Below are 23,333 nucleotides of genomic sequence, written 5' to 3' on the forward strand. Positions count from 1 at the left end.
AAATTTTTTCGATGCAACAGGAAAATGAAGCGGGCATCCGTAAAACAGGCGGCTTGATCGGCGGAGCCGTCAATCGTGTGAAGCTCGCGGAAAAACGCCAAGCCGAAAAATATCCGGAGCGCGGCAAGCCCCTCGATGGGATCAAGCCGGGTGAGTGGCTGGATGATGGCTTTACCGATGCCACCGGCTATCTGCCCTACAACTGTCCGGTGCGTCCGCTCGGCTATGACGGAGAGCATTTCTATTTCGTCGATACGATGGGGCAGGTTTTCAATTCCGGCGACGGCGCGCTCGGCGTCGAGCGCCTGCAAAAATTGTTCGCCGGTCATGAGGAATGGCTCGATTGGGCATTTCCATCTTTCGACAAAGGCGGCAAGGTTACCGGTTTCAAGTCCGAAATGGTCCGCCGTGCTCTTTTCGCAGCCTGCCGCCAACGCGGCGCATGGTCCTCGACGGACATGGTGCGCGGTCGCGGTGCCTGGCGCGACAGTCAGGGCAAGCTCTTGCTGCATTGCGGCGACCATATGTGGATCAATGGTGAGATCGAAGATACCGGCGAATATGGCGACTATCTCTATGTCCGCAGGCCGCGATCAATGTCGCCCTGGGCGGATCCCGTCAAGCCGGAAGATAATCCTGCAACGGAAGTCGTGAAGATCCTGCGCACGTGGAATATGGATCGCGGTGATGTCGATGCCATTCTGATGCTTGGGTCGATCGGCGTTGCAATGCTCGGCGGTGCGCTCGATTGGCGCCCATCTCTGTTTATCGTCGGCGATGCCGGTACGGGTAAATCGGAGCTCACCGGCAAGTTTGGTCTGCTGAAGGCGATCCTCGGCAGGATGATGGTATCGACGACAAATGCTTCAGAAGCCGGTCTTTATCAGCTGGTCGGACATGACAGCGTCCCGATCGCCATCGACGAGCTCGAGGGAGAAGACGGGCAAGACCAGGCGCAGCGTGTTATCAAGATGGCGCGCGATGCGGCGAGTGGTTCGGTTCGTATTCGTGGCGGTCAAAACCACAAGGGTGTCGAGTTTCAGGCACAATCGACATTCTTCTTTTCGGGCATCAACCCGCCGCCCCTGCCTCCGGCCTCCCTGACCCGCCTTGCCATTATCCAGCTGCTACCGCTGAAGGCGACCAGCAACAAAGCGCCGGTCCTTCCTGCCGCCGAGACTGTCGGGCCTCGCTTGCTGCGCGTCCTGGCGGATGGATGGGACAAGCTGCATTATCACCTCGAGGATTATTCGAACATTCTGCGCGAGCATGGTCATGACAGCCGTGGTCAAAAGACTTTCGGTACGTTTCTGGCTGTTGCTCACACCATGCTCGGCGATGAAGGGCTGAAGGCTCTCGGCCTGCCTTCCGACGATCTGTCTCTGTGGGGCCAATGGCTTGCAGCGGACAAGCTGCCGGAGCTCGAGGGCAAATCTGCCACGTGGGAACAATGCCTGGGCGCGATCCTCACCTCTGTGATCGACAATTTCACCGGCGGTCAACGTCGCACCGTGGCGCAGGAGCTCGAGCGTCTGCGCGAGGATCGGGAACAAGGCTTCAATGATACGCGCGACAAGCTGGCCGCTATCGATCTAGGGCTCTATGGCACCAAGGCGCAGCCGATGCTCTGTATTCCGAACCAGAGCCGCATTTTGGCAAAGGCGCTCACCGGCACACCATTTTCCAGCGGTACACAAGGCAGTTGGAATTATGCCTTCCGGCGCGGCGAGCCGGGGATTGTGCATGCCAAGATCGATGTAGGCGGCGGCAGGATCGACAATCGCGTCACTGTGGCAGGGCGGCAGGTTCGATGCTGTTTCGTCGATCTCAACAAATTTGAGGAGTGGCAGAAGCGGTGATCGTCGCAACCATAGGCGGCACCGATCCGCCAGTTTGTCCAAATTTTAGGAGTGAAACCCGAACCCCCACCCCTTGGCGTGCTGAAAACAGCGCGGTTGACGGTTTTTGGCCTGTTGTAGCCTAACGCATAACGAGTACTGCGCCATGAAAAACTGTCTAATTGTCTAATGGGTGTCTAATCGACATAGCGCAGTGAAAACAGACAGTTAGCAGGAGAATTAGACACTTAGACAGTTAGACAGCGAAACCCTCATAATGCACGTACATACGCATACGCATGAGGATATTTATATGTCTAATTGTCTAAGTGTCTAAATATAAGAATAAGTGACTGATTTAATTGAATAATCAGCATTAGACAGAAGCTAGACAGTCATTAGACAGCGTGAGCGATGACAGAGAATAAAATAATCGGAAATGGTGAAGATACGGGGCTCGATTGGCGCTCCGACGCGGCTTCGTCGCTCGAGCGCCGCGAGCCGGAGAAGGCTGCACAGCGCGGGCGCGGCAGGCCGAAGGGCGCGGGAAACCGAAAAACCAAGGATTTTCAGGCTTGGTATGAGGCGCAGGGCTTCAAGGATCCACTGCAATTGCAGGCGGAATTCATGTCATCGGATCCAGTGGCGCTGCAATCGTTCTTCCTCGAGCACGAAAAGACCCTGAAGGCCATCGGCAAGAAAACCGGCATCGCAGTGCCAGCGCTGATCGATATCGTGAAAGAGCAGATGGCCTGCGCCCGCGATCTTGCACCATACCTGCATGGCAAAGCGCCGGTGCGTGTTGTGGTCGAGGATGAGCGCCTGCCGATGCTGGTCATCAATTCCGGCACTAACCAGATAGACCAGGCGCGGCAGGTAGCGGCGCAAAAAGGTCTGACAGTTGGTCGCCCGATGATCGATGCCACGCCTAACAAAATCAATGACTTAGCGGCCCCGCAAAGTGAAGATCGGACGGCACAAGATCGGAAGAAAGATAAAAGCAAATGATTGCAACACGTTACGCAATAAAGCAGATGATACGGTATCATCTACTTAGAACCGGTCATTCTGAGGGGACCGGCCTGTTTTGCCCGATCGGACTTTTTTCCCATCACGACGCCAGCGCGGCGCGGCCTGCCAGCGGCAGTGAACCGGGCACGGCTGGCCGAGCCTTCCCCGAAGACGGCCCCCCTCCCCCCTACCAGGGGTACGCTTGCGCGCACCGATCCCTATTTTGGCAATTCAGCCTCGGGGCTGGTTCTTTGGCCGCGAGCGTTTTGCCTCGCATTGGGGCGGGGGTGCGGGTTGCAAAGTGCGCCGCGACCGTCCTCGCCCCTCGAGGGGTCGGGGGAAAAAGCTTCATCGTATTTGGGGAAGGAAAGGAAAAGCGGACGCCGCGCAGTCTACGCCTTCGGCTTAGCCTGCGCGGCGACTTGCTTTGGGTCGGCGCGCATGCGCTGTCGCGCGCGCCGACATGCGCCCTATCCGGAAAGGTGTTCTGATGGCTCAACACATTGCGGATATTGTCAGTCGCGACGACATCAAACTTTTCAGCGAAGAGGAGGTCCGCAAGCTTGTCGGCAAACTTGAGATTGTCGGCGACTTCGATCCGTTCAATTACACGCCACCGGGCCCAGTTGGAGAGGCCTTTCTCAACTCCACTTACCTGACAACCTTCATCATGGGGCCGTTAGGCGGCGGCAAAACAACGCTCTGTGCCTTCCGTCGCATCATGGCTGCAACATTGGCACCGGTGGCGTGGCACCCGGAAGATGGCAAGCCAACGCGCATGTGTCGCTGGATAGTCCTGCGCGATACCTTTCGATCGGCGGAAAAGACCGTTCTGGAAAGCTGGAAGCAATGGTTTCCGAAAAACTTCCCCGGCTCGAAATGGGCTGGTGGCAATGATCGCCCGGTAACGCATACCCTGCGCTTTATGGGAGCTGACGGGATCCGGATCGAGGTCATTACCGAATTTGCAGGCCTCGGCGAAAACTCTATCGAAACGCTGATGAAAGGCCGCGAATATTCAGGCGGCTGGCTCAATGAAGCGGATACGCATGCTGATGGCTCGCTCGACGATCTTGAGCAGCGCGTCGGGCGCTATCCATCGGCGAATATCCTGCTCACGGTTCTAGAGCTTGAAGAACTTGGCGAACAGCTGGGCCATCATATCATTTCCGGGCAGCGCCAGCGGTTTGTGATCGGAGACTTGAACGCACCAACCGTCGATAACTGGGTGTATAAGGTTTTCGTTAAGAAGGTTACGGATGATCGTTACTTGTTCCGTCAGCCGTCGGGACGTTCCGAGCAGGCCGAAAATCTGTTCAATCTTGAAGCCGATTATTATTCCCGCATCATCCGCAACCAGGACGAACATTTCGTCAAGCGCATGGTGGACAATGAATTCGGCTATTCCCGCCACGGCAAGCCTGTCTTTGAAAAATACAACAGGTCGATCCACGTTGCACGATATCGGATCGATTTTGAGCCAAAGCTAACGCTTGGCATCGGCATCGACGTTTCTACAAATACGCTCAATCCCGCCGCTGTTTTTGGCCAAGTCAAAGGTTCGGGGCGGATTGCCGTCATCGATGAGCTTTACATTGATCATGGCGTTGGCGCTGCGCGATTTGCAGAAGGGCTGCTCCGCAAGCTGGAAAAAGACTACGGCAACGCCGGGACTGTTCGGATCTGGTGTGATCCCGCTGCCGAATATGGCGGAGATCGCGAGGGCGGGCAATTGGCGGCTTTGGATACCATCGCCATAATCCTCGGCCTACCCGTGCTCATTCCAGCAAGTGGTTCAAATGAACTCGGAATGCGCCTCGATGCCGTGAAAACGGAACTCCGCGGTTATCATGAACCGGATAGCGAACTAATCATCTGTCCGGAAAAGTGTCCGTATCTGCTGGAAGGCTTCGACGGAAAGTACCGTTTCAAGCGGAGAAAGGAAACTGCTTCGACAGAATTTGAGGAGCTGCCAGAAAAAACGCATCCATGGTCAGACGTACAGGACGCCCTTCAGTATCTCATCCTTGGTTATCGGGGCCGAGCTGGCGTTATTCGTGGGGCGGCAGATCACGAAAAACAGGGCAATCGCTTTTCTGGAAATCGTTCCGCTGGTGGAAAAGGACCATGGGGTTCTGGATCTCGCGGCGGATTTGATCCTCATAAGGTCGGTCGTCGATGAAATATGAGGTTGAATCCCCCGCCACCATTTTCGATATGGCAGAGCTATCAGGATCCCGCACACAGCTTCATTGGGCTGTTGTACGTGAAATGTGGTCCTCGGGAGAAACCTTTTCCCTTCGTGCCGATGGAAGGCTAATCGGCGTTTTCGGCCTCTATCCTATCGAGAACGGCGCGGAACCGTGGTTCAATGTCCGGCCTGAAGCCGCGAAGCATATGAATTTTCTCGTCCGCCAGATCCGGTTGACGCTAGCTTCCCGCTCTTACCCTGAAATCGTGGTGCTCTGCACCTCCAAGGCTGGCAGTCGCATCGCGCGGCTTGTCGGCTTTCGTTTCGTGGAAAACACAGAGCGCGGAGAGATCTGGCATGCCAAACCTACTTGGATCCAACAAGGGCGCAGACCTTCAGAAACAGCAGGCAGAAGCGCAACAGCGGCAGACGCTTGCGAACCTTGCCTCACAGCAGGCTGAAACCGACCAGGCAGCGGCAGGAAAAACGGGACGAAAAACCGGTAGTCGCATGCTGACCTTCCTGACAGACACGACAGGCGGCAACTCCAAACTCGGGCAGGCGTAATGTTCGAAACCAGCAAGCTGAAAAGTCGCCGGAACGCGGCAAAAAAAGAGCGGGACAGCTTTCAGCCTCTCATGGATGAAGCCTATCAGTTTGCTATCCCCTTTCGAAAATCCACCCGAGACACCGGCACCGGCGAAAAGCGCGTCGATCAGGTGTTCGATCATACGGCGATCGACAGCGCCTTTCGTTTTGCAGGCAAGGTGCAACAGGATTTCTGGCCTGCTGGTGAAGAGAATTTCGAGCTAGAACCCGGACCGATCGTCATGGACGTGAAGGAACGCGAGGCTATGACGAAAGCGCTTGGCCCGATCAGCGCTGTTGCGCAAGCGTTTTTCGATGACGGCGATTGGGACATGGCGTTTCATGAAATGGCGCTGGATCTGTCTGCCGGAACCGGCGCAATCCTGATGAACCCGACACAGGATCCGGAGCTTCTTTGGGAGCCAATATCGGTTTCGATCGACGAACTTTTGATCGAGCAAGGGCCGAATAACAAAATTGCTGCGATCTTCTGGACGCGCAAGATGTCCGTCCGCGTTCTCTTCGACACATGGTCGGAAGGTAGCTTCGGCTATGACCTGAAGGAAATCCACCGCACACATCCCGAAGACGAGATCGAGGTTTTCGTTGATACTGTTTACGACCGGAAGCGCAAGCGCTGGAACATGCTGGTGTGGTGCCAGAAACAGGAAAGCATCATTTATCAGACCGAAAGCCGCACATGTCCCTGGCTGATACCGCGCTATTTCCGCGTACCAGGCGAGACCTATGGCCGTGGTCCGGTCATGCTCGCCATGCCGACAATCAAAACGTTGAATACAACCGCTCGCCTTCAGCTACAGGCAGCGGCAATTGCCATGCTCGGAATATATACCGCCGTCGATGACGGCGTATTCAATCCGGATCTGGCACCAATCGAGCCGGGCGTATTCTGGAAAGTTGCTCGCAATGGCGGAACGCTCGGCCCTTCCATCAATCGCTTTCCAGATCCGCGCCTCGATCTGTCAAACATGATCCTTCAGGACATGCGCATGTCCGTGAAAGCTACCATGATGGATCAATCTCTGCCGCCCGACGGCGGCGCAGTCAGATCCGCAACTGAAATTCTCGAGCGCGTCAAGCGCCTCGCCTCCGACCATCTTGGAGCATATGGCCGATTAATCAAGGAAATCACCATTCCCGCCGTCAAGCGCGTTATCGAGCTCGCATACAATCGCGGTCTGATATCGAACGAAATCCCGATCGACCAGTTGCTCATCCGCGTGAAAATCAAATCACCGCTCGCCATGGCGCGTGAAGCGCAGCGTATCGAGAAAATCGTGCAGTGGCTTCAGATGGTCATCATGATCCTTGGGCAGCGCGCGGTTCGCGTGGCCAAGTTCGAGGACGCACTCTCTGATATCGGTCGCCAGCTTGGTGTACCGGCAACATATATCGTCACCTCCGATGAGCGTGAAGCAATGGACAAGCAGGAACAGGATGCGGCGGCAGTTGCGGCAGGTGCCGCCGCTCTTGGCGCTGACCCTGCAATGGCGGGGGCAGCATCAGCAGCACTAGGAGCGACAGGATAATGCAGCCACAAGATTTTCAGAACATCATCGAGGGCGCAGCTGGCAGCGGTTGGGATTGGTTTAAACAGGTCGATGATGCCACGCGTGAAAAGCTAGGCGTTCAACAAGCCAAGGAAGATGGGGATGCGAAAGCCATCGCTGCCGCATGGGCTCGCTTCGCAGATAGCTCGGACGGCCGAAAAGCGCTCGAGCGCCTGTTCGATACCACTTTGCGCCGTACCGTCTTTTTCGCGGCCCTTGGTCTCGATCCGACATCGATGGCCGTGTTTGGTGCCTTCCGTGAGGGACAGAATGCGGTCGCGCACGAAATTGCCAGGCAGATCGGCATTGGCAATCAAGAGGCCGTCCAGCCTCGTGACATCTGAAAGGAAAGCGTGAAATGAGAAACCTTCTTCTGCGATATCGGCCTGTTTTCAATGCTGACGGTGGCGGCGGCGGAAATGGCGATGGGGGCAACGGCGACGGCGGATGGTCCGCTCCGCAGGGACTTCCTTCAGAGTTTGCCGGTTCCAATGCTGACGAAACACTTGGCAAACTGCTCACCGGCTATACTGATCTCAATACCCGTTTCGGCGGCATGCGGGACAAGCTGTCAAAAATGCCAGCCGCGCCCGAAAAGCCGGACATGTACACGTTTGAACCCGGCGACAATCTGAAGCCGTTCTTCGGTGACATCGCGCAGGATCCTGCCTTTGCTTCTGCTCGCAATGCGGCGCACAAGCATGGGCTCAGTCAGGAGCAATTTGCGGGCTTCATTTCCGATGTCTATTCGCCGCTCGTCGAGCAAGGCGTATTGGCTGCACCCTTCGATCCAGCGTCAGAGCTGAAGACGTTTCAGTCTGCAACCGGCATGGATCAACGTGCAACACAAGAGGCGCTAGTCGCAAGCGAGACCTTTGCCAAGGGACTGATCAATCAGCTGAAGGATGTGCCGGAAACGTTGAAAAGCGATGTCAGCGCCATGCTTCTCGGTATGACTGACACGGCGGCGGGCAATGTTCTCCTCCGTGCTCTCTCTGGTCGCCTCTCCGAAAACGGGATCCGTGTCGAAGGTCAGGGCGGCGGCGAAGGTGCGCTCACTGCTGATGATCTGAAGAAACTCGACAGTGATCCGCGCATCGATCCCCGCAATCGGGATCATGAAGACCCGAAGCGTCGCTTCGATGAAGGTCTGCGCAAGCGCTACGACGAAGCGTATAACCGTCTCTATCCGGCGCGCTAAGTTGACCGGACTTGCCCTGTTCTATCGTCGAGATCAGCACAGGGCGGACCTGCAAAGCTCGCGGCCTCTCCGGCTTTGACCGGACCCGCGAGCCGCTGCGGCCTCTCCTCCCCGGTGTTTCCCTTCAACATCGGAGATCAACATGTCGCAGAACTCTCCTAACTGGAATACCACGCAGTACGCCAATCGTGCGATGCACATTTACCAGAAGGAAGGCAATCGTCTTCGCCCGACTGTTACGCAGGCCATGCGTATCGAGAATAATGAAAAGGGCATCTTCTGGCTCGCTGGCAAAACCAAGGCCAAAAAGATCGAGCGTCGCGAGCGCAATCAGCCGGGCAACGGCGAGCGCAAGAAATTTGAAGTCCCTCTCGCCACCTGGAAGGCATTTGATGTCATCGAAGAATACGATGTGGATCGTATGTCTGTCGATGAAAAGGAAGTGATCTATCAGAGCGGCGCGAACGCACTCGGTATCGCAACCGATATCGAAATCTATGCGAAGATGGCAGAGAAAAAGCCTGCCGCCGATGCGGGTCTTGATTTCTCGGCTGGCGCTTTCTCCGCCGCTAACGCCCTCATGCTCTGCAAGGCCCTTCAGGAAGACAAGGTGAAATGGGACGGGCAGGTTTATTGCGGCCTTCCTCCGCTCCAGTGGAACCAGCTTCTTGCAAACAAGATCGTCAACTCGTCCGATCATGTCGGCAGCGATCTGCCGTTTGTGAAGGCAACCGACACCCGTTTCTGGAACGGCGTCAACTGGTTCCTCTTCCCCGAAGAAGATCCGCTCGATTTGTATCCGGTGCCTGCGGCAAACAAGCAGGATCTGTTCATCTGGCACAAGACGGCAAACGGCTGGTGTAACAACACCGATCTCAGCGTCATCACCCAGTGGGACAACTACGAAAACTGGTGGACTGTCAACATGACCTGCAAAGGCGCTGCCTCCACGCTCCAGGAGGGCAAGGGCATCAAGCGTTTCACCACGTCGACCAATTCGGAAATCGTGGTCGTCTAACAATCCATCCCGGCAGAAATGCCGGGATCCCCTTTCGCCAACAATCGAGGAAAGCTTCAATGGCTTATGACGCAAAAGGGTTTCGTACCCACGACTTCATGTTCAATCCGAGCGGTCTCGCCGGTGCAAATCTCAGCAAGCACAGCTACGTCACCAATGACGATCAGGCTGCTGTCGAAACTGTTGGATACTTCAACTCACTGGTGAAGCGGGTCAAGAAAGGCGATCACATCGATATGACGCTCGATCTCGACGGAACGCCGGTTCGCCGCAACTACATCGTGTCCAACGTCACCGGCACCGTCGTAACGATCGCAGCGCAGAACGTCGCTTAACGGTTGACGATCGCGTTGCCCCCTCGCGGGTTTTCACGCGCCCGCGAGGGATTTACCGGGAGACTTCCATGGCCCTGATTACCGTTCTCGACATCGTCAATACTGCCTGCGCCCGGATCGGCGAAGAGCCAGTCGAGAGCCTAACCGAAGATCTGAACGGCGGTCAGTCCGCCTCTTTGCTTTATGAAGAGGTTGTTGATTTCAATCTTGGCCTTCAGCCTTCAGGCTTTGCGTTCGCGCGCGAAGTTCGCCAATTGACCAGGCTTACCGATGCTGTTCCACTTGCTGGCTATCGGTACGTGTTTGATGTTCCCCAGCCATACACCGGCCTTCCTGTATTTTTGACAGATGATCCAAAAGATCCGGATTGCCGTTATGACAGGTATATTCTCACTAACGGTCAGGTGAATGCAGACGATGATCCGCTTTTTGCTATGGTGAAATTTCGCCCGGATCCCCATCGATGGACTGCGACCTTCAGAACTGCGACCATTACAGCCCTCGCCGGTCGCCTTGCTTTCGCAATCGCTTCCGATCGCAACACCATGGAAAGCTTTTATCAGGAGGCATACGGATCTGCTTCCGATAATTTCCGTGGCGGACAGGTGCGCACCGCACTGCATGAAGATGCATTTGCGAACCCACCCCGCAAAATGGCTGTCGATCGCAATCCGCTTACACGTGCCTGGAGGTCCTGATCATGGTTGGCCGTCCAGGACGAATGCAAACCGCTTTCACTTCAGGCGAGCATGATCCGCTCCTCGAGGAGCGGACAACGCTGAAGTACTTCAGCACCGGCCTGAAATATGCCGAGAATATTGTTGTTGCGCCTCAAGGCGGCTTTCGTCAGCGCGATGGCCTGCGCCACATTGGATCTGTTGCCGCAAATGCCGAAAGGATAGTTCCTTTCGATGCATCGAATGGAACCTCATTCGATCTGGTTTTTGCTGGCGATAACTGTCAGGTCTGGTCGCCCTCTTCCGTCATTGCCACATTTTCAGTAGCTGGCTTGGCGGGCTTTACGCGCCAGATGACTTATGCGCAGCGCCTCGACACGCTACTCCTGTTTCACGAGGATCTGAAAAGCAAGCGCATTATCTACAGCGATACAGGTTGGGCGGTTGACGATCTGCCTTACAAGGCTATTCCAAATTATGACTATGGCGGGGATTATACCAATGGCGTCCCGGCCATCTGGCGGCTTGAATTCGTCGGTCTGGAAAGCGGAACCTCGATCTTCATTCTGAATGTCTCCGGGCAGGAAACACAGTCGATTGAGTTTCACGACAACCGCACCGCCATGATCGGCTATCTCGAAACTGCCCTCAATGAGCTGCCTAACCTTAGTCCCGGCTACACGATTGAGCCGGATCCGCCCGTGGCTGGTGGTACTGACCCTTGGCCTGCCGGTCCGAAAAGGATCAAGATCATATTCTCCGGCGATGGCAATGAGGGCGACGGTTGGGCGGTTTCCGCTCGTGTCATCAATAAAGCGGATGCCGCGATCGTCGCGGTCAAGGAACGGGCTGGTGTTGCACCTGGCGAAGCCCTGATTTCAAGCGCACGTGGCTGGCCACAATGCGGTACGTTCTATAATCAGCGACTTATTGTCGGCGGCTTCAAATCTCTGCCTAACGCATGGATGGCATCGAAGAGCGCCGACTATTTCAATTATGATGACCGCTTCACTGAAGCGAATGGCCCCTTTCTTGTTCCGATGGATAGCGCAGGCGGTGAGCGGATCGAGGCGATTGTGCCTTCTCTCAACCTGCTCATTTTTACCAGTCAGGCGGAATACTGGATAGCAGAGCGGGCGATCTCGAAAACCGACGCTCCAAACCATGTTCAATCGTCACGATCTGGCATCAAGCGCGGCGTTCCAGTTGTAGACAATGAAGGCGCGGCGATCTGGTGTCATCGAAATGGTGCGACGTTGGGCGAGCTCCGATATACCGATGTTGAGGGGAATTTCGTCCCGACAGATATCTCCCTGCTGTCATCGCATCTATTCCAGGATGCGACCGACATGGCCGTTCGGCGATCCAATGCCTCGATGGATGGAAATCTCATTTCCTTTGTTCGCGGCGATGGTCAGGCCCGTCTCGGTACGATATTGCGCGAGCAGGAAGTGACCGCCTTCACGCGAATGACTACCGATGGTCTTTTTCGCGCTACCGGCAAGAATGGTCGCAATGAGCTTTCCTTCATTACAGAGCGCTCCGGCGGGCGCTTCTTCGAACGTTTTGAAACCGGCCTGTTACTCGACGAGGCGCAGGATTTCTCCTTCGGCGTTCCGCAAGCTTCCATTTCAGGACTGTCACGGTTCAACGGTCGCAATGTCTGGGTGATTGGTGATGGAAACGTCTTCGGTCCGTTTCTCGTTTCTGCTGGCACCGTCACCCTCACTATTCCCGTACTGAAAGCGACAGTAGGGACTTGGAAACCGCCTGTTGTTTCAACGTTGCCGCCTCCCCGCGATATCGGCCCGAACACCGTATTGAAACGAAAAGCCCGCATTCACAGTGTTCATTTGTCATTGCTCGACAGCACAAGCGTAGCAATTTCCGTCAACGGTGGCCATCTACAGGAAGTCGATCTCTATCGGTACGGATTGCTCGCTGATGTGCCGGAACTCTCACAAGGTGTCACTGGCACAATCAAGATCCGCAATCTTCGCGGATATGCCGATGCACCATATGTCACCGTCTCACAGTTGCGCCCCGGTAGACTGAACGTGCGCGCAATTACCGTGGAAGCGGCACTATAGGAGGTCGCTTTGGAACTAGCTATCGCTGCAATTGGAAAGGTCGCTGCCGGTCTTGGTTTGTCGTCAGCGGGTGCCGCTGCGACAACGGCAGGCACTGCCGCAACTGGTGCTGCCACTGCCGGATCCGGCGCTCTCACCGCGCTTCAAGGCTTTTCCACCGCACTTCAGGTTCTTGGAGGCCTCGGCGCAGGTGCCGCAGCTGCGCGCGCCACGGAGCAGCAAGCCGACCAGGCTGATCTTGAAAGCGGACAAGAGCAGCTGGCAGGCGTTCAGCGGCAGAACAAGATGCGCCGCGAACTCGCCCGCGTGCTCGGCCAGAACGAGGTTGCCTATTCAGCAGCGGGTATCGATCTGACACAGGGCGTAGCGGCTGATAGTGCTGCGCGAGCAAAGCAGCAAGCTGCTACTGAAATCTCGATCGACCAGCAAGACACGGATTTGCGCCGTTCTCTATACCGTATGCGGTCGCAGGGTTTGCGTCAGCGAGCCAGATCCGAACGCGGCGGTGCGCTTCTCGGAGCGCTTGTTCCTGTCGCACAATATGGCATTAGCGTAGCGGAGCGCGGATAATGGCTAACATGCAACGTCGTTCACCTGGTGAAGTTGACCGCTTCTCCGGAAGTGCTCTTATTTCCACCGATCTACCATCATATGCAGTTGATACCGGTCAGGCCTCGCGCGTTCTTGCCGATGCTGCCGGTAGCCTTTCCGGCACACTTTCGAAACTGGCCGATCGCGCAGCACAGCGCGAGGGCGCGGCGGAAGGCCTCTCGGCAGGTCAAGCATCCGGTGCCGCTTACCTTCAGGCGCGTGCCGTTGCCACACAGGCGCAGAGTGCTGGTAACTCGAACTATCGTGATGCAATTGCGTCAATTGAAAGCAAGGGCAGCGGAGACTACGCCGCTGTTGGCCCTCAAAACTCAAAGATGGGGCGAGCGCTTGGAAGATATCAGATCATGGAAGCCAATATTGGTCCATGGTCGAAAGCTGCGCTTGGCAGGTCCGTTTCCGCGCAAGAATTCATGGATCCGGAAAAAGGCCCTGCAATTCAGGACGCAATCTTCGATCATGTATTCGGCGGATATGTTCAGAAGTATGGAGCTGAAGGCGCGGCGCAGGCGTGGTTTGCCGGTCCCGGTGGTGTTGGGAAAACCAATCGAAAAGATGTGCTCGGCACCGATGTCGGTTCATACGGCAAGAAATTCATGTCCGCGCTGGGACAGTCTCCTTCCGCTGCATCCGAAGCGAAAGCAAACACCTATCAAGCTCCGGTACTCGACACGAAACCTCTTGCCTTGCGCCGTGACGGTACTATACGCGGCGAAGCCTTCGACGACGCTGCTATGTCCTCTGTCGCCTGGCGTATGCAGGCCGGTCTCTCAACCGACCTTTATAATGCGCAGCAGCAATTCCAGGACGATCCGGCAGGGTTTCAAGCTGCATCTGAGCAGATCCGTGAAAACTACCTGGAGCAAATCGAAGATCCTCAAATGCAGGAAACCTTCGACAAGGCCTTCCAGCAGCGGACGGAAGCATATCGGCAGAACATTGCTGCTCGGCACGAAACCCAACTTCGACAGCAGCAGGAAGCGGATTACGCCGCTGGTCTTTCCGCACGTCAGATTGATATCGAACGTCAGGCGCAGGTGCTTGGCGCAAACCCGAAAGGTGACGAAATCCTGTCAGAGCAGGTTCGCGCCACTCAGTTGTCGATCGATGGCGCTGTCAGATCCGGCACACTCACGCCAGCTCAGGGTGAAAAAGCTAAGATCGAGATAGCGACGACGGCGGCTCGGGGCCGTATCCAAGGCGTTTATGATGCTCTTTCAACGCCCGATCAGAAGGAGCAATATTCGCTTGGCCTGCTCGATGACTGGAAAGAAGGCAAAGGCCCTCTCGCTGCCCTGCCCTTTGCTACGGTCAAATCCTTGTCGGACACGCTTCGCCGTGATGCACTCGAACAGAAAAACATTGCCCGTGCTCAAAATAAGGTTGAAGCCGCAAAGCTCGGTTCGCTGATCGACGATGATATCGCCAGCGTTTCCGCCACTGGTAAGGGTCTCGATCCCACTGAAACAAACCTCACGGCGGAGCGCGTTCAATCCCTCCTTGGTGATGACGGGTTGCAGAAATGGCAGGAAAAGCGTGAATACGCCGGTCGTGTTTTCGACGCCACGAACGGCATGAACACGCAATCTGCCTCTGATATCGCGGAGCGCCTCGCCGTCATTGAACCGAAACCCGGCACACCCGGATATGCCGAAGATCTGGAAATCTATACCGCTGCGCAGAAACAAGCGGCGGCTGTCATAAAGGAACGCTCGGCAGATCCGGCTCTGTCTGTCCAGAAGGCATTTCCGGAAGTCCAGGCGGCGGCGGATGCGGCTGATCCTCAAGATCCTGCATCTATGCAATCTCTCGTAGCAGCCCGTATCAATGCGCAAAAAGCTCTTGGCATTTCCGATTTCGAGCAGTCGCCGCTGACTGCCGATGAGGCGCGCAGTCTTGCTCGCCCCGTTTCTGCGCAGGCAGATCCTAGGCTTGCTTCACAAACAATGATGGATACCGTTACACAGATCCAGCAAACCTACGGCCCTTATGCCGATCAGGTTGTTTCGCAGATGCTCGCTTCGCAGGGTGTCAGCAAAGAGATGGCAGGCCTTGGTGCTGGCTATTTCCGGCGACTGATGAAAAACCAAGGACCTACGACTGCGGACAAGCGGCAGGGTCAGGTTATAAGCGAAACCGACGCGGCGGACGCTGCCGGATCTCCGATCGCGAGCGATGCCTTCCCGCTGCCGAACTATAAGCAGCGCCAGGCGCTGATCTCGCAACCTGAAAAAGCTGCAGAGTTTGATCAGAAATTTGGCCCCGGTGCATCCTTGCAGATCCTTGGTCGATCCGCTCCCGCATGGGAAGATCCCGACAAAAACTATCGAACTCCGGCGGGTTTGGTGGAAACCGGAAATATCGATCTGAACAACCGCCCTGTTGTGAAAAACGATGACGGCAGCATAAGCACCGTGAGATCCATGTCGATCAATGAGGATGGCGTCGAGGTGCTTATTCCCACTATTTCGCCAAGCGGCACAGTTCTTACCGATGAAGGTGCCGTCGAGCTATATCGTTCCAGCGGAAAGCACCTGGGCAAATTCAAATCCGCCAAAGAGGCCGATGCCTACGCGCAAACTCTACATAGTGCTCAAGCCAGACAATATCGCAGCGGCGGCTAAGAGTTGACCTAATTCCCTACCAATTACGCTCATCTCGTGAAAATCTGCGAGGTGAGCCATGGCCCCGAATTACTTTGACCAGTTTGAAGAAGCTGACGACACTCTATCCGCTGCGCCAGATCCGGGCCTTGTCGATCGCTTCAAGCTGAATTTTGAAGCGGGCAACCGCTACAATACAATTCTCGGCGCAACTTATGATGCATCGACAGAAAGCCGCCAGGCTGATCGCGCCCGTTTCGATCGTAATTATGAAGCATATCCCGAATGGCAAGGTTTCCTCGAGGGAACGACTGCTCTTGCCGGTCAAATCGCAGGCACCGCCGCGAGCCCTGAGAACTTCATCCCGCTTGGTCTGGGTGAAAAGATACTGGTGGCCGGCAAGGTCGGCGTTACCGGACTATGGGCGAAGATCTTCTCCGGTGCCGTTGATGCGGCCGCAATGAACGCTGTCACCGACGCGGCGATCCAAGGAATTGATATAGCTGGCGGAAACGCGGAAAAGTTCGATCCGCAACGGTATGCCATAAGCGTTCTTCTTGGTGCCGGTATCGGTGGCGCAGCGGGCGGTCTCGGTCATGTTGGTGGGCGGGCGATCGAACGCTTTAGATCCTCAACTCCCGACACTGAAGCGGCTCGCGTCGAAACCGGCAAGGGTGCCAATTTCTTCGACGCGCTCGACGATGATGCGCCATCTCCCAACGCAAACACTTCGGACGTGGCTGCACAGATCGCGCCTCCTCCCGATCCTGCCGCACCTGTCATCGAAGCTTCTCCCCCTCGCGTGGATAGCGTACCAGCAGCGGAACCGGTTCCAGCACGATCGGGCGATACTCCCGTTGATACGGCACCACGTACCGCACCTGTAGAGAGCATTGAGGCGCAGCCCGCGAGAATTGCCCCTGACACGATCGGAGAGCGCCTTTCCGATCAAGCGGCTGAAGCGCGCGGTGTCGAGAAATTCACCCCGGCACGAAATGTCGAACCGTCACGCGAGGCTGCACTTATTGCTGATACGGCACCACGCATAGATGACGCTGCTGCCCGATCGGCACCTGAAGCGAAGCATGCGGTCAAGCTGGAGGAAACCCCGATCGCGACAGCCGCGAAGGACGTGGGTGACTTCCTCATGTCTTCGCCTTCAGCCGGTCTGAGGGCACAGCGCACACGATCAACAGAAATGGCCGCACAGATCCAGAGCGCCGCCACACATATCCAGCGTGTTCGTGAAACTGCGGACGCACTGGCAAAGGCGCTAGATATTACCGCAACCCGGCAAGGGCGTATCTCAGGCGGAAAACGGGTTCTTGGTACATTCGATAACCGCGACAGTGTTGTGCGGGTTCGCTCTCTCGATGACTTCGATACGCTGACGCATGAGTACGGTCACCATATCGATGCGCACATTCCCGATGTGAAAGACTTCATCAAGCAGAATTCGAAGGCTCTTTCGGTTCTCGATTATGATCCTGTGGCCGGTCGCGACTATGAAGGTTTTGCCGAGTTCTTCCGGCTCTGGATCACAAACCGGGAATATCTCAAAAAGAGCCTGCCGGATCTCGCCGACAAATTTGGCAAGCTCTTACAGGAAAAGGCTCCTGACATGGCGAAGGCCGTGGATGATGCCACCGATGCCTGGGACAAGTTTCTGACAGCACCAAGCACGGTGGCCGTACGCTCGACGATCGTCTCGTCGAAAAAGGATGGCTGGCTCAAATCTACCCGCAAGGAACTGAAAAAGGGCGGCTTCGGCGGAACCATTGTCGATGTGCTTCAGCGCATGTACACCTTCAGCTTCGACGATCTCAATCCCGTCAACCGAGCGGTTTCCTATCTGAAGGATCTGCACCTGGCGAATACCGGCAGGCCGCTCAATATCAATACATCGTCGGATCCTTACAAGCTCGCCCGTATGTCGCGCGGTGCCTATGCTGCCGGACATATGGATGTGATGTACGGTGTCGCGCCCTATCGTGGCATCAATCCGGAAAGCCCTTCCCTACGTGACGCCATCGTCGAAGCAACCGGAAAGCCGAATGCGCTTTCGGGATGGGATGAAGAACGGGTCGCGGATTTTGGCTCCTATCTCTGGTCCCGACGTGCACTCGGAGAATGGGAACGATATCGCAAAGGTGAAATTCCTAATCCTCCGGACAAGCTCACTCGCGCCGATCATGAGGCCAACGTCGCCGAGCTCGAAAAGCAGTTTCCCGCATTTGCTTCAGCTGCCGCCAAGGTCCACGAATTCAGCCGGGCGCTCTGGAAAAAGAAATATGATGCCGGTCTGATCGATCTGGAGACGTTCGAACGCGGCAATCTGATCAAGGATTATGTACCCGGCCTGCGCGATTTTTCGGCAGAAAGTGAGGTGAAGGCAGGCGGTAAGAAATCCGGACGTGGTGCATCGATGAAGGGCGGGCTTGCCAAACGCTTCAAGGGATCCAAGCGCGACGTTATCAATCCGCTCGAAAGCCTCGCAGCCGATGCTTACGAAACCAGCATGACGATCGCGCGAAACGATGTCGTGAAGTCCCTTCACCGGCTCGCTCTTAATGCCGGTCCAGGCGGTGGCGCAATTGCCGAGATCATTCCGGCGAAAGAGCTTCGCGCCAATATGGTCGATCCTATCGAGGCTGTTCAATCTGCGGCGAAGAATGCCGGTTTGAGCGAAGCGGATATTACAGTGTTGCGCGACGCTGTTGAAAGCGCAGTCGGCTCGGAAAAAGCTGCTGTCTTCCGTCCGGCCATAATCAATGAAAAAGGCGAGCCTATTGTCTTCTTCCGCGACGGCGGTGACCTGAAGGCGCTGCGCCTGGCTGACGGCAAATTTGGCCATGACATGTATCGTGCACTCACCATGATGAGCCGAACCGAAAAGAACTTTTGGCTCGACCTGGTCGCAATACCCGCTCGCTTGCTTCGAGCCGGTATCACACTGTCACCGGAATTCATTGCGGCGAACTTTGTTCGCGACCAGTTCATGGCTGCTGTCATGTTCGGAAAACCTCTCCGCCGTGTCGGCGCCACGCTTCAGGGCGCAACCGATGACATTATCGGTAGCGATGTCGCCAAATCCTATTCACGCATGTTCGGGATTTCGGGCGGTTCTGAAACGGCGTCCCTGTCTGAAGTCATGGCCCGGCGCGATATCGACGGCCTGAAGCGTCGAGGATGGGTAGCCAATCGCCTTTCGTCGTTCCGTGGCGTTTTGGAAACGGCTGAAATTGCTGAAACGGCAACGCGCGTCGGTTTGTTCCGGACGTTCAAGGATGAAGCCAAAAAGCGCGGCCTCGATGATTATGAGGCCTTGCTCGAGGCATCTTGGCGAGCCCGTGATTATATGGACTTTGATCGGCGCGGCTCTGGAATGGCTGCGCTTTCCCGCGTCACTCCGTTTCTGAATGCCTCCATGCAAGGGCTGGATAAAGCGACGCGCCACATGATCGCACCGCTTGCGAAGAAGGTTCTCGGCATGAACGTCACCGCCGAAGATCAGCTTGCCATGTCAACGGCAGTCAAGACCTGGGCGCGTCTCGGTGCGCTCGTTGCCGGATCTATGTCACTCTACGCTCTTATGAGCCGCCATGAAGATCACGACGAGATCTCCGAAACGACCAGAGCAACGCACTGGATGATCAAGGCTGGCGACAAGTGGATCGCGGTTCCGAAGCCGTTTGAGATGGCGGCAGCGGTTAATCTCGGCGAAGCGATCTACGATATGTGGTCTTCAAAGGATCCGCGCGCACTGCATCGATGGGGAGACAGTCTCTATGAAACGATCATTCCGCCCTCGATCATGGAAGGCAATCCGCTGATCAAGAGCTATTTTGAGCTCAAATCGAATAGCGATTTCTTCACCGGCGCGCCTATCGTCCCGGATCAGCTACAAGGAATGGAGCCGTTTCTGCAATATACGTCCAGGACAAGCGCGCTTTCAAAGCAGCTTGGCAGGATCTTCAATGAGCCTCCTGTCGTCATAGATCATCTCATTACCGCTCACCTTGGATCGTGGGGCCGCAATGCGCTTTCGCTCTATGACCTTGCGCAGCCAGATGCGCCGGGCTTCGCATGGGATGATGCACCTATATCGCGGCGATTTATCAAGGATGCGGCGCGGGGTGCACAGTCATCAACCATGTTCTGGAAGATGGCCGGTCAACGTGAAGGAACCCTCGAAGGAAAGGCAAAAAGCTGGCAAGCCATGGTCGAGGCTGGCGACGAGGCCGGAGCGGCGGACTATTATGCAAAGCTCGACAAGGTTTCAAAAGCCTATGTCGCTGTTTCCAGCCTCGATGCTGACGCTCGGCGTCTTCATCCCATGGTGCGCGCGCGCAATGCCGTCCAGGCGATCGGTATGGTTCGTCGAGAAATGGCTTCCGGAAAACTCGTCGATCACGATGGAGAGCCAATCTCTGTTTCACCTGCAGAACGAACAGCTGCCGACGATGTGCTTTCCTCGCTCTCCATGGCCTTGGCTAGAAATGCACTGAAGGAAACAGGTGTGGAAGGATGGGCGCAGCGTGAGCCAATTTCGGAAGATGGTTTCTACCGTGAGCTCATGGCGATCAATCCCGGTATTGCCGAACGCCTTGGCGACGCATACGCAAACAAAAAGGTCTGGACTGCTGAAGCTACAAATTCGGCATGGCCGGAAGTACGGGAGCGCGCACTTGAGGAAGGATCCGGAGCTTTCGTCGGCGACCTGGTTGCAGAGGTTAAGGCTGGAGGTCTGGCGCTGGAAGGTATGAAGCGTCCGCGAAAAAAGAAGCCCGCACTGGTGCCGTGACGGTTGACCATAGTCCTCCCCTGCGATGATCGGCTGATCCAATCGCAGGGGAACTATTATGAGCTTCGTACTTCCGATCGAAGAAGATCCACGTTTCCGCCGCTACACGGCAAGTCAGGGACAGCAGCTTTTTTCTATCCCTTTTCCCTTTCAGCAGAATGAGGATGTTTCGATCCAGCTGTTTAGCGACGGTGCATACACAGAAATCGACCGTACGCAGTTTGTCATTTCCGGAGCCATGCAGCCGACAGGCGGGAACGTCGTTTTCAATACGGGCAGAACTGCCGGGGAAATTATCGTTGTTGTCGGCGCTGCTGTTCTCGATCGGCTTTCTTCGATTACTCGAGACGGTCGCTTTTCATCCAAGCTCACTGATGATGAGCTCGACCGCAATCGTATTATCCAGCAAGAACAGCAGCGAGATCTCGATCGTTCGATCAAGGCTCCCTTTGGAACAATGGCTCCGACATTTGCTGCGACTGGTCCATCAAACCTTTTAAGTGTCAATGCCAGCGGGGCAATAGTGTCGAGCGAGACGCCAGCCAATGAGAAGGAGCTACGAGAAGCAGCTGATAATGCCCTTGCGTCGCTTATAGGTCAGGCTGGTGAAATCGAAGTGGCATTCTATGACACCAGGGTTTCCCTATCCCTCGCCACTGTCAAACCCACAAGGAAGGCAGTAATTACGGCGGGACACCTGTCGCCTGGTGATGAGCCAATGAAACTATTCATTGAAGTCGACGAGGAGCCATCTAGCGGAGATAGAGAGCAATCAGCAGACGGCAGATGGTGGCGCGGTGTCCCAAACTATGACGGGCAAAATTCTCTATTACAATTGGCAAATGGATATACACCGCAATCAACGCAATCCATTAGATTAGAAGGCCGTGGATCTTCCACAGATAAAGCAGGTGGCCTAGTAAGAAAAGTACTGTCGGAGCCTTCTCATTTTGGAAAGCGGCAGGATGGAAGTGGCGAGTGGTGGGAATATCTCGAGGAGGATGACCGACTTCGAACACTATCTGTCGCGATGTTTGCAGGCGAAAGCATCGTCATAGATTGCTACGGTGACAGCACTATGGTTGGCGTCGATGTGACGAACCCGCCAACGTATATTGCGGCAACTCCGGCTCCAGCAAAGTTGCAATTGTTCCTTCGTGACTATTACGCGAACGGCAATATCGTTGTGAATAATCGCGCTTTTAGCGGAACACGCACGATAAACATGTTGGAAGGTTCTGACGGTAGCGGGCAGACTTTTGAAGCTCGGATTGCGGCAAGCCCGGCGCACATTGTCTATTGCAACCACGGTATCAATGATTGCCAGAATACGCCCCCGACGCCGATAGGAGATTACAAGGCAAATCTTTACGAGATTGTTCGGATCATCCGGGCCTATGGGAAAATTCCGGTTCTGATGACACCAAACTTAATATCTCCAGTTGGACCTCTTGGCACAATTGATAAATCAGAGCGGCTGAAATCTTATGCGGAGGTTGTAAGAGAAGTTTGTCGAACGGCTCGGGTCGCGTTGGTCGATGCGTTCGAGCAGATTTCACAGTTGCTCACGTGCGGCAATTATACGGTTCAGCAGATTTTACCGGATGGCGTTCATCCAACTCAGACTGGCTATAATTATATCGGCCAGTTGATGGCTGCGCCATATGTCTACCCGTACCAGGGCGTTTCGGCGGACGGTGAAATCGTGTCTGTTGCTTCACCGCTTGTTATTTGCACTCCGTCGAATGCACCGACTGAGGCAAAAAACAGCCGCTCTGGTATGCAGTTCATTTCAACGGCTGACAATGTTCCCAAGAGCATCCGCATGCTGGTCAAAGTCGAAAAGCCCGGTTTGGATCTGTACGTCGGCTATCCGATCTGGGGCGGCGGCGTATCATCTGCTGGTATAGCGCTCGACCAAATCTCGATTGGAACAATGTCACAGTATCACAATGGCAACTATGGAACTCGATACATTCAAGATCACGAGACGTGTGTCGCCCGTAATGTTCCGCCCGGTTTGCATATGGTAACGATCTCTGCCGCAGCGCAGGCCGCGAGTGTTGGCGTAAACTATCTCCGGGTCAAGAAAGCAAGTCCAATCGAAAAGCGGTTTAGCAATGGATCTCCGTTTCTGCTGACCCGCAAAGGTGTGCTGGAACAGGCTTCGCTTACCGTATCAAATGGCTCTACAAATGGAATTGTCTTGACGGACACCATTCAATTTGACCGGCTGTTGTCGGGGTTTGATTTTTCGTTCACGGGCCAGCTGGCCAAAGGTGAAGCGATCTGCGTTTTCGGAGAATGGGCCGCTGATAGTTCGGGCGGAATAGCTGTCATGGCACTTGGCATAGGCGCTGATGAGGCCACGGGATATCTGACAGTCTTTCAGGCAACAGGCGATGGAACCTATAACAAGACCGCTCTAAATGCTCTTGATATCACACTTCAGGAGCGTGAATTCCGTGTTGTAATGGGGCAAGGGAGTGGATCTTCACTGAATGTTTTCCTTGATGGCGGGGGGCCTTATGGGCCTACTGCAATCAGTTCTCCATTCTTGGGCGGCTTTTTCGGGCTTCGACGTTCTGGCAATGGCACTATGAACGTGAAAAAACTGCAGACGTTGCAGTAGTCACCAGATACGAAGATCGTCCTGGATTTCTTTCTGTCGCTTCTTGCGCTCTTCCGGGGAAAGTTGGTCCATGCCTTGCTTCCCGGAGATTATGCCAATAATGATACCGGCCATCACACAAGATATGACAACAGTTTCAAGCGTCATATTCACCTCCATTAGCGG

General features: G+C 55.4%; 16 protein-coding genes. 15 read left to right on the plus strand and 1 reads right to left on the minus strand.

The annotated features are described in order from the left end of the window. The first annotated feature begins 11 nt into the window (after nt 1-11). The 15 genes from AC1RHM_RS02990 (at nt 12) to AC1RHM_RS03060 (ending at nt 23,168) form a co-directional block, all read left to right on the plus strand. Nucleotides 12-1,859: a hypothetical protein gene (locus tag AC1RHM_RS02990; protein WP_492332459.1), complete on the plus strand. Its 1,848-nt coding sequence runs from the start codon at nt 12-14 to the stop codon at nt 1,857-1,859. 393 nt (nt 1,860-2,252) lie between these two features. Continuing rightward, nucleotides 2,253-2,846 carry a hypothetical protein gene (locus tag AC1RHM_RS02995; RefSeq protein WP_492332460.1) on the plus strand — a complete coding sequence of 198 codons (594 nt, stop codon included), beginning with the start codon at nt 2,253-2,255 and terminating at the stop codon, nt 2,844-2,846. 493 nt (nt 2,847-3,339) lie between these two features. Next, nucleotides 3,340-5,031: a hypothetical protein gene (locus AC1RHM_RS03000; protein WP_492332461.1), complete on the plus strand. Its 1,692-nt coding sequence runs from the start codon at nt 3,340-3,342 to the stop codon at nt 5,029-5,031. A 366-nt stretch (nt 5,032-5,397) separates the two neighbouring features. After that, entirely contained in the window at nt 5,398-5,607 is a 210-nt protein-coding gene (locus AC1RHM_RS03005; RefSeq protein WP_492332462.1) for a hypothetical protein, read from the plus strand. Beyond that, entirely contained in the window at nt 5,607-7,178 is a 1,572-nt protein-coding gene (locus AC1RHM_RS03010) for a portal protein (RefSeq protein WP_492332463.1), read from the plus strand. Before AC1RHM_RS03005 ends, AC1RHM_RS03010 begins: the two co-directional genes overlap by 1 nt. Next, a complete protein-coding gene (locus AC1RHM_RS03015; RefSeq protein WP_492332464.1) occupies nt 7,178-7,543 on the plus strand; it encodes a hypothetical protein in 366 nt (121 codons plus the stop codon). Before AC1RHM_RS03010 ends, AC1RHM_RS03015 begins: the two co-directional genes overlap by 1 nt. A 14-nt stretch (nt 7,544-7,557) precedes the next feature. Continuing rightward, nucleotides 7,558-8,400: a hypothetical protein gene (locus AC1RHM_RS03020; protein WP_492332465.1), complete on the plus strand. Its 843-nt coding sequence runs from the start codon at nt 7,558-7,560 to the stop codon at nt 8,398-8,400. Between the two features lie 142 nt (nt 8,401-8,542). Next, nucleotides 8,543-9,418, plus strand: a complete 876-nt coding sequence (locus tag AC1RHM_RS03025; protein ID WP_492332466.1) for a phage capsid protein — start codon at nt 8,543-8,545, stop codon at nt 9,416-9,418. A gap of 59 nt (nt 9,419-9,477) precedes the next feature. Continuing rightward, nucleotides 9,478-9,753, plus strand: coding sequence for a hypothetical protein (locus AC1RHM_RS03030; RefSeq protein WP_492332467.1), 276 nt, complete (start codon nt 9,478-9,480; stop codon nt 9,751-9,753). A 68-nt stretch (nt 9,754-9,821) separates the two neighbouring features. After that, nucleotides 9,822-10,451 carry a phage connector family protein gene (locus tag AC1RHM_RS03035; RefSeq protein ID WP_492332468.1) on the plus strand — a complete coding sequence of 210 codons (630 nt, stop codon included), beginning with the start codon at nt 9,822-9,824 and terminating at the stop codon, nt 10,449-10,451. A gap of 2 nt (nt 10,452-10,453) precedes the next feature. After that, the gene (locus AC1RHM_RS03040) at nt 10,454-12,520 is read left to right on the plus strand and encodes a phage tail protein (protein ID WP_492332469.1); all 2,067 of its coding nucleotides are present in this window, start codon (nt 10,454-10,456) and stop codon (nt 12,518-12,520) included. 9 nt (nt 12,521-12,529) lie between these two features. Then, a complete protein-coding gene (locus tag AC1RHM_RS03045) occupies nt 12,530-13,090 on the plus strand; it encodes a hypothetical protein (protein WP_492332470.1) in 561 nt (186 codons plus the stop codon). Next, nucleotides 13,090-15,753: a hypothetical protein gene (locus AC1RHM_RS03050; protein ID WP_492332471.1), complete on the plus strand. Its 2,664-nt coding sequence runs from the start codon at nt 13,090-13,092 to the stop codon at nt 15,751-15,753. Before AC1RHM_RS03045 ends, AC1RHM_RS03050 begins: the two co-directional genes overlap by 1 nt. 58 nt (nt 15,754-15,811) lie before the next feature. Beyond that, nucleotides 15,812-20,536, plus strand: a complete 4,725-nt coding sequence (locus AC1RHM_RS03055) for an LPD38 domain-containing protein (RefSeq protein ID WP_492332472.1) — start codon at nt 15,812-15,814, stop codon at nt 20,534-20,536. A 58-nt stretch (nt 20,537-20,594) separates the two neighbouring features. Continuing rightward, nucleotides 20,595-23,168, plus strand: coding sequence for an SGNH/GDSL hydrolase family protein (locus AC1RHM_RS03060; RefSeq protein WP_492332473.1), 2,574 nt, complete (start codon nt 20,595-20,597; stop codon nt 23,166-23,168). Here the strand turns inward: AC1RHM_RS03060 and AC1RHM_RS03065 are convergent, their stop codons facing one another. Continuing rightward, nucleotides 23,169-23,315, minus strand: a complete 147-nt coding sequence (locus tag AC1RHM_RS03065) for a hypothetical protein (protein WP_492332474.1) — start codon at nt 23,313-23,315, stop codon at nt 23,169-23,171. Between the last annotated feature and the right edge of the window lie 18 nt (nt 23,316-23,333).

The sequence above is a fragment of the Brucella sp. GW823-FHT04E01 genome, from assembly GCF_058796175.1.

Excerpts from the sequence above, each read along its gene's own strand:
- AC1RHM_RS02990 (WP_492332459.1), top strand. The coding sequence starts at position 12 with ATGCAACAGGAAAATGAAGCGGGCATCCGTAAAACAGGCGGCTTGATC.
- AC1RHM_RS02995 (WP_492332460.1), top strand. The coding sequence starts at position 2,253 with ATGACAGAGAATAAAATAATCGGAAATGGTGAAGATACGGGGCTCGAT.
- AC1RHM_RS03000 (WP_492332461.1), top strand. The coding sequence starts at position 3,340 with ATGGCTCAACACATTGCGGATATTGTCAGTCGCGACGACATCAAACTT.
- AC1RHM_RS03005 (WP_492332462.1), top strand. The coding sequence starts at position 5,398 with ATGCCAAACCTACTTGGATCCAACAAGGGCGCAGACCTTCAGAAACAG.
- AC1RHM_RS03010 (WP_492332463.1), top strand. The coding sequence starts at position 5,607 with ATGTTCGAAACCAGCAAGCTGAAAAGTCGCCGGAACGCGGCAAAAAAA.
- AC1RHM_RS03015 (WP_492332464.1), top strand. The coding sequence starts at position 7,178 with ATGCAGCCACAAGATTTTCAGAACATCATCGAGGGCGCAGCTGGCAGC.
- AC1RHM_RS03020 (WP_492332465.1), top strand. The coding sequence starts at position 7,558 with ATGAGAAACCTTCTTCTGCGATATCGGCCTGTTTTCAATGCTGACGGT.
- AC1RHM_RS03025 (WP_492332466.1), top strand. The coding sequence starts at position 8,543 with ATGTCGCAGAACTCTCCTAACTGGAATACCACGCAGTACGCCAATCGT.
- AC1RHM_RS03030 (WP_492332467.1), top strand. The coding sequence starts at position 9,478 with ATGGCTTATGACGCAAAAGGGTTTCGTACCCACGACTTCATGTTCAAT.
- AC1RHM_RS03035 (WP_492332468.1), top strand. The coding sequence starts at position 9,822 with ATGGCCCTGATTACCGTTCTCGACATCGTCAATACTGCCTGCGCCCGG.
- AC1RHM_RS03040 (WP_492332469.1), top strand. The coding sequence starts at position 10,454 with ATGGTTGGCCGTCCAGGACGAATGCAAACCGCTTTCACTTCAGGCGAG.
- AC1RHM_RS03050 (WP_492332471.1), top strand. The coding sequence starts at position 13,090 with ATGGCTAACATGCAACGTCGTTCACCTGGTGAAGTTGACCGCTTCTCC.
- AC1RHM_RS03055 (WP_492332472.1), top strand. The coding sequence starts at position 15,812 with ATGGCCCCGAATTACTTTGACCAGTTTGAAGAAGCTGACGACACTCTA.
- AC1RHM_RS03060 (WP_492332473.1), top strand. The coding sequence starts at position 20,595 with ATGAGCTTCGTACTTCCGATCGAAGAAGATCCACGTTTCCGCCGCTAC.
- AC1RHM_RS03065 (WP_492332474.1), bottom strand. The coding sequence starts at position 23,315 with ATGACGCTTGAAACTGTTGTCATATCTTGTGTGATGGCCGGTATCATT.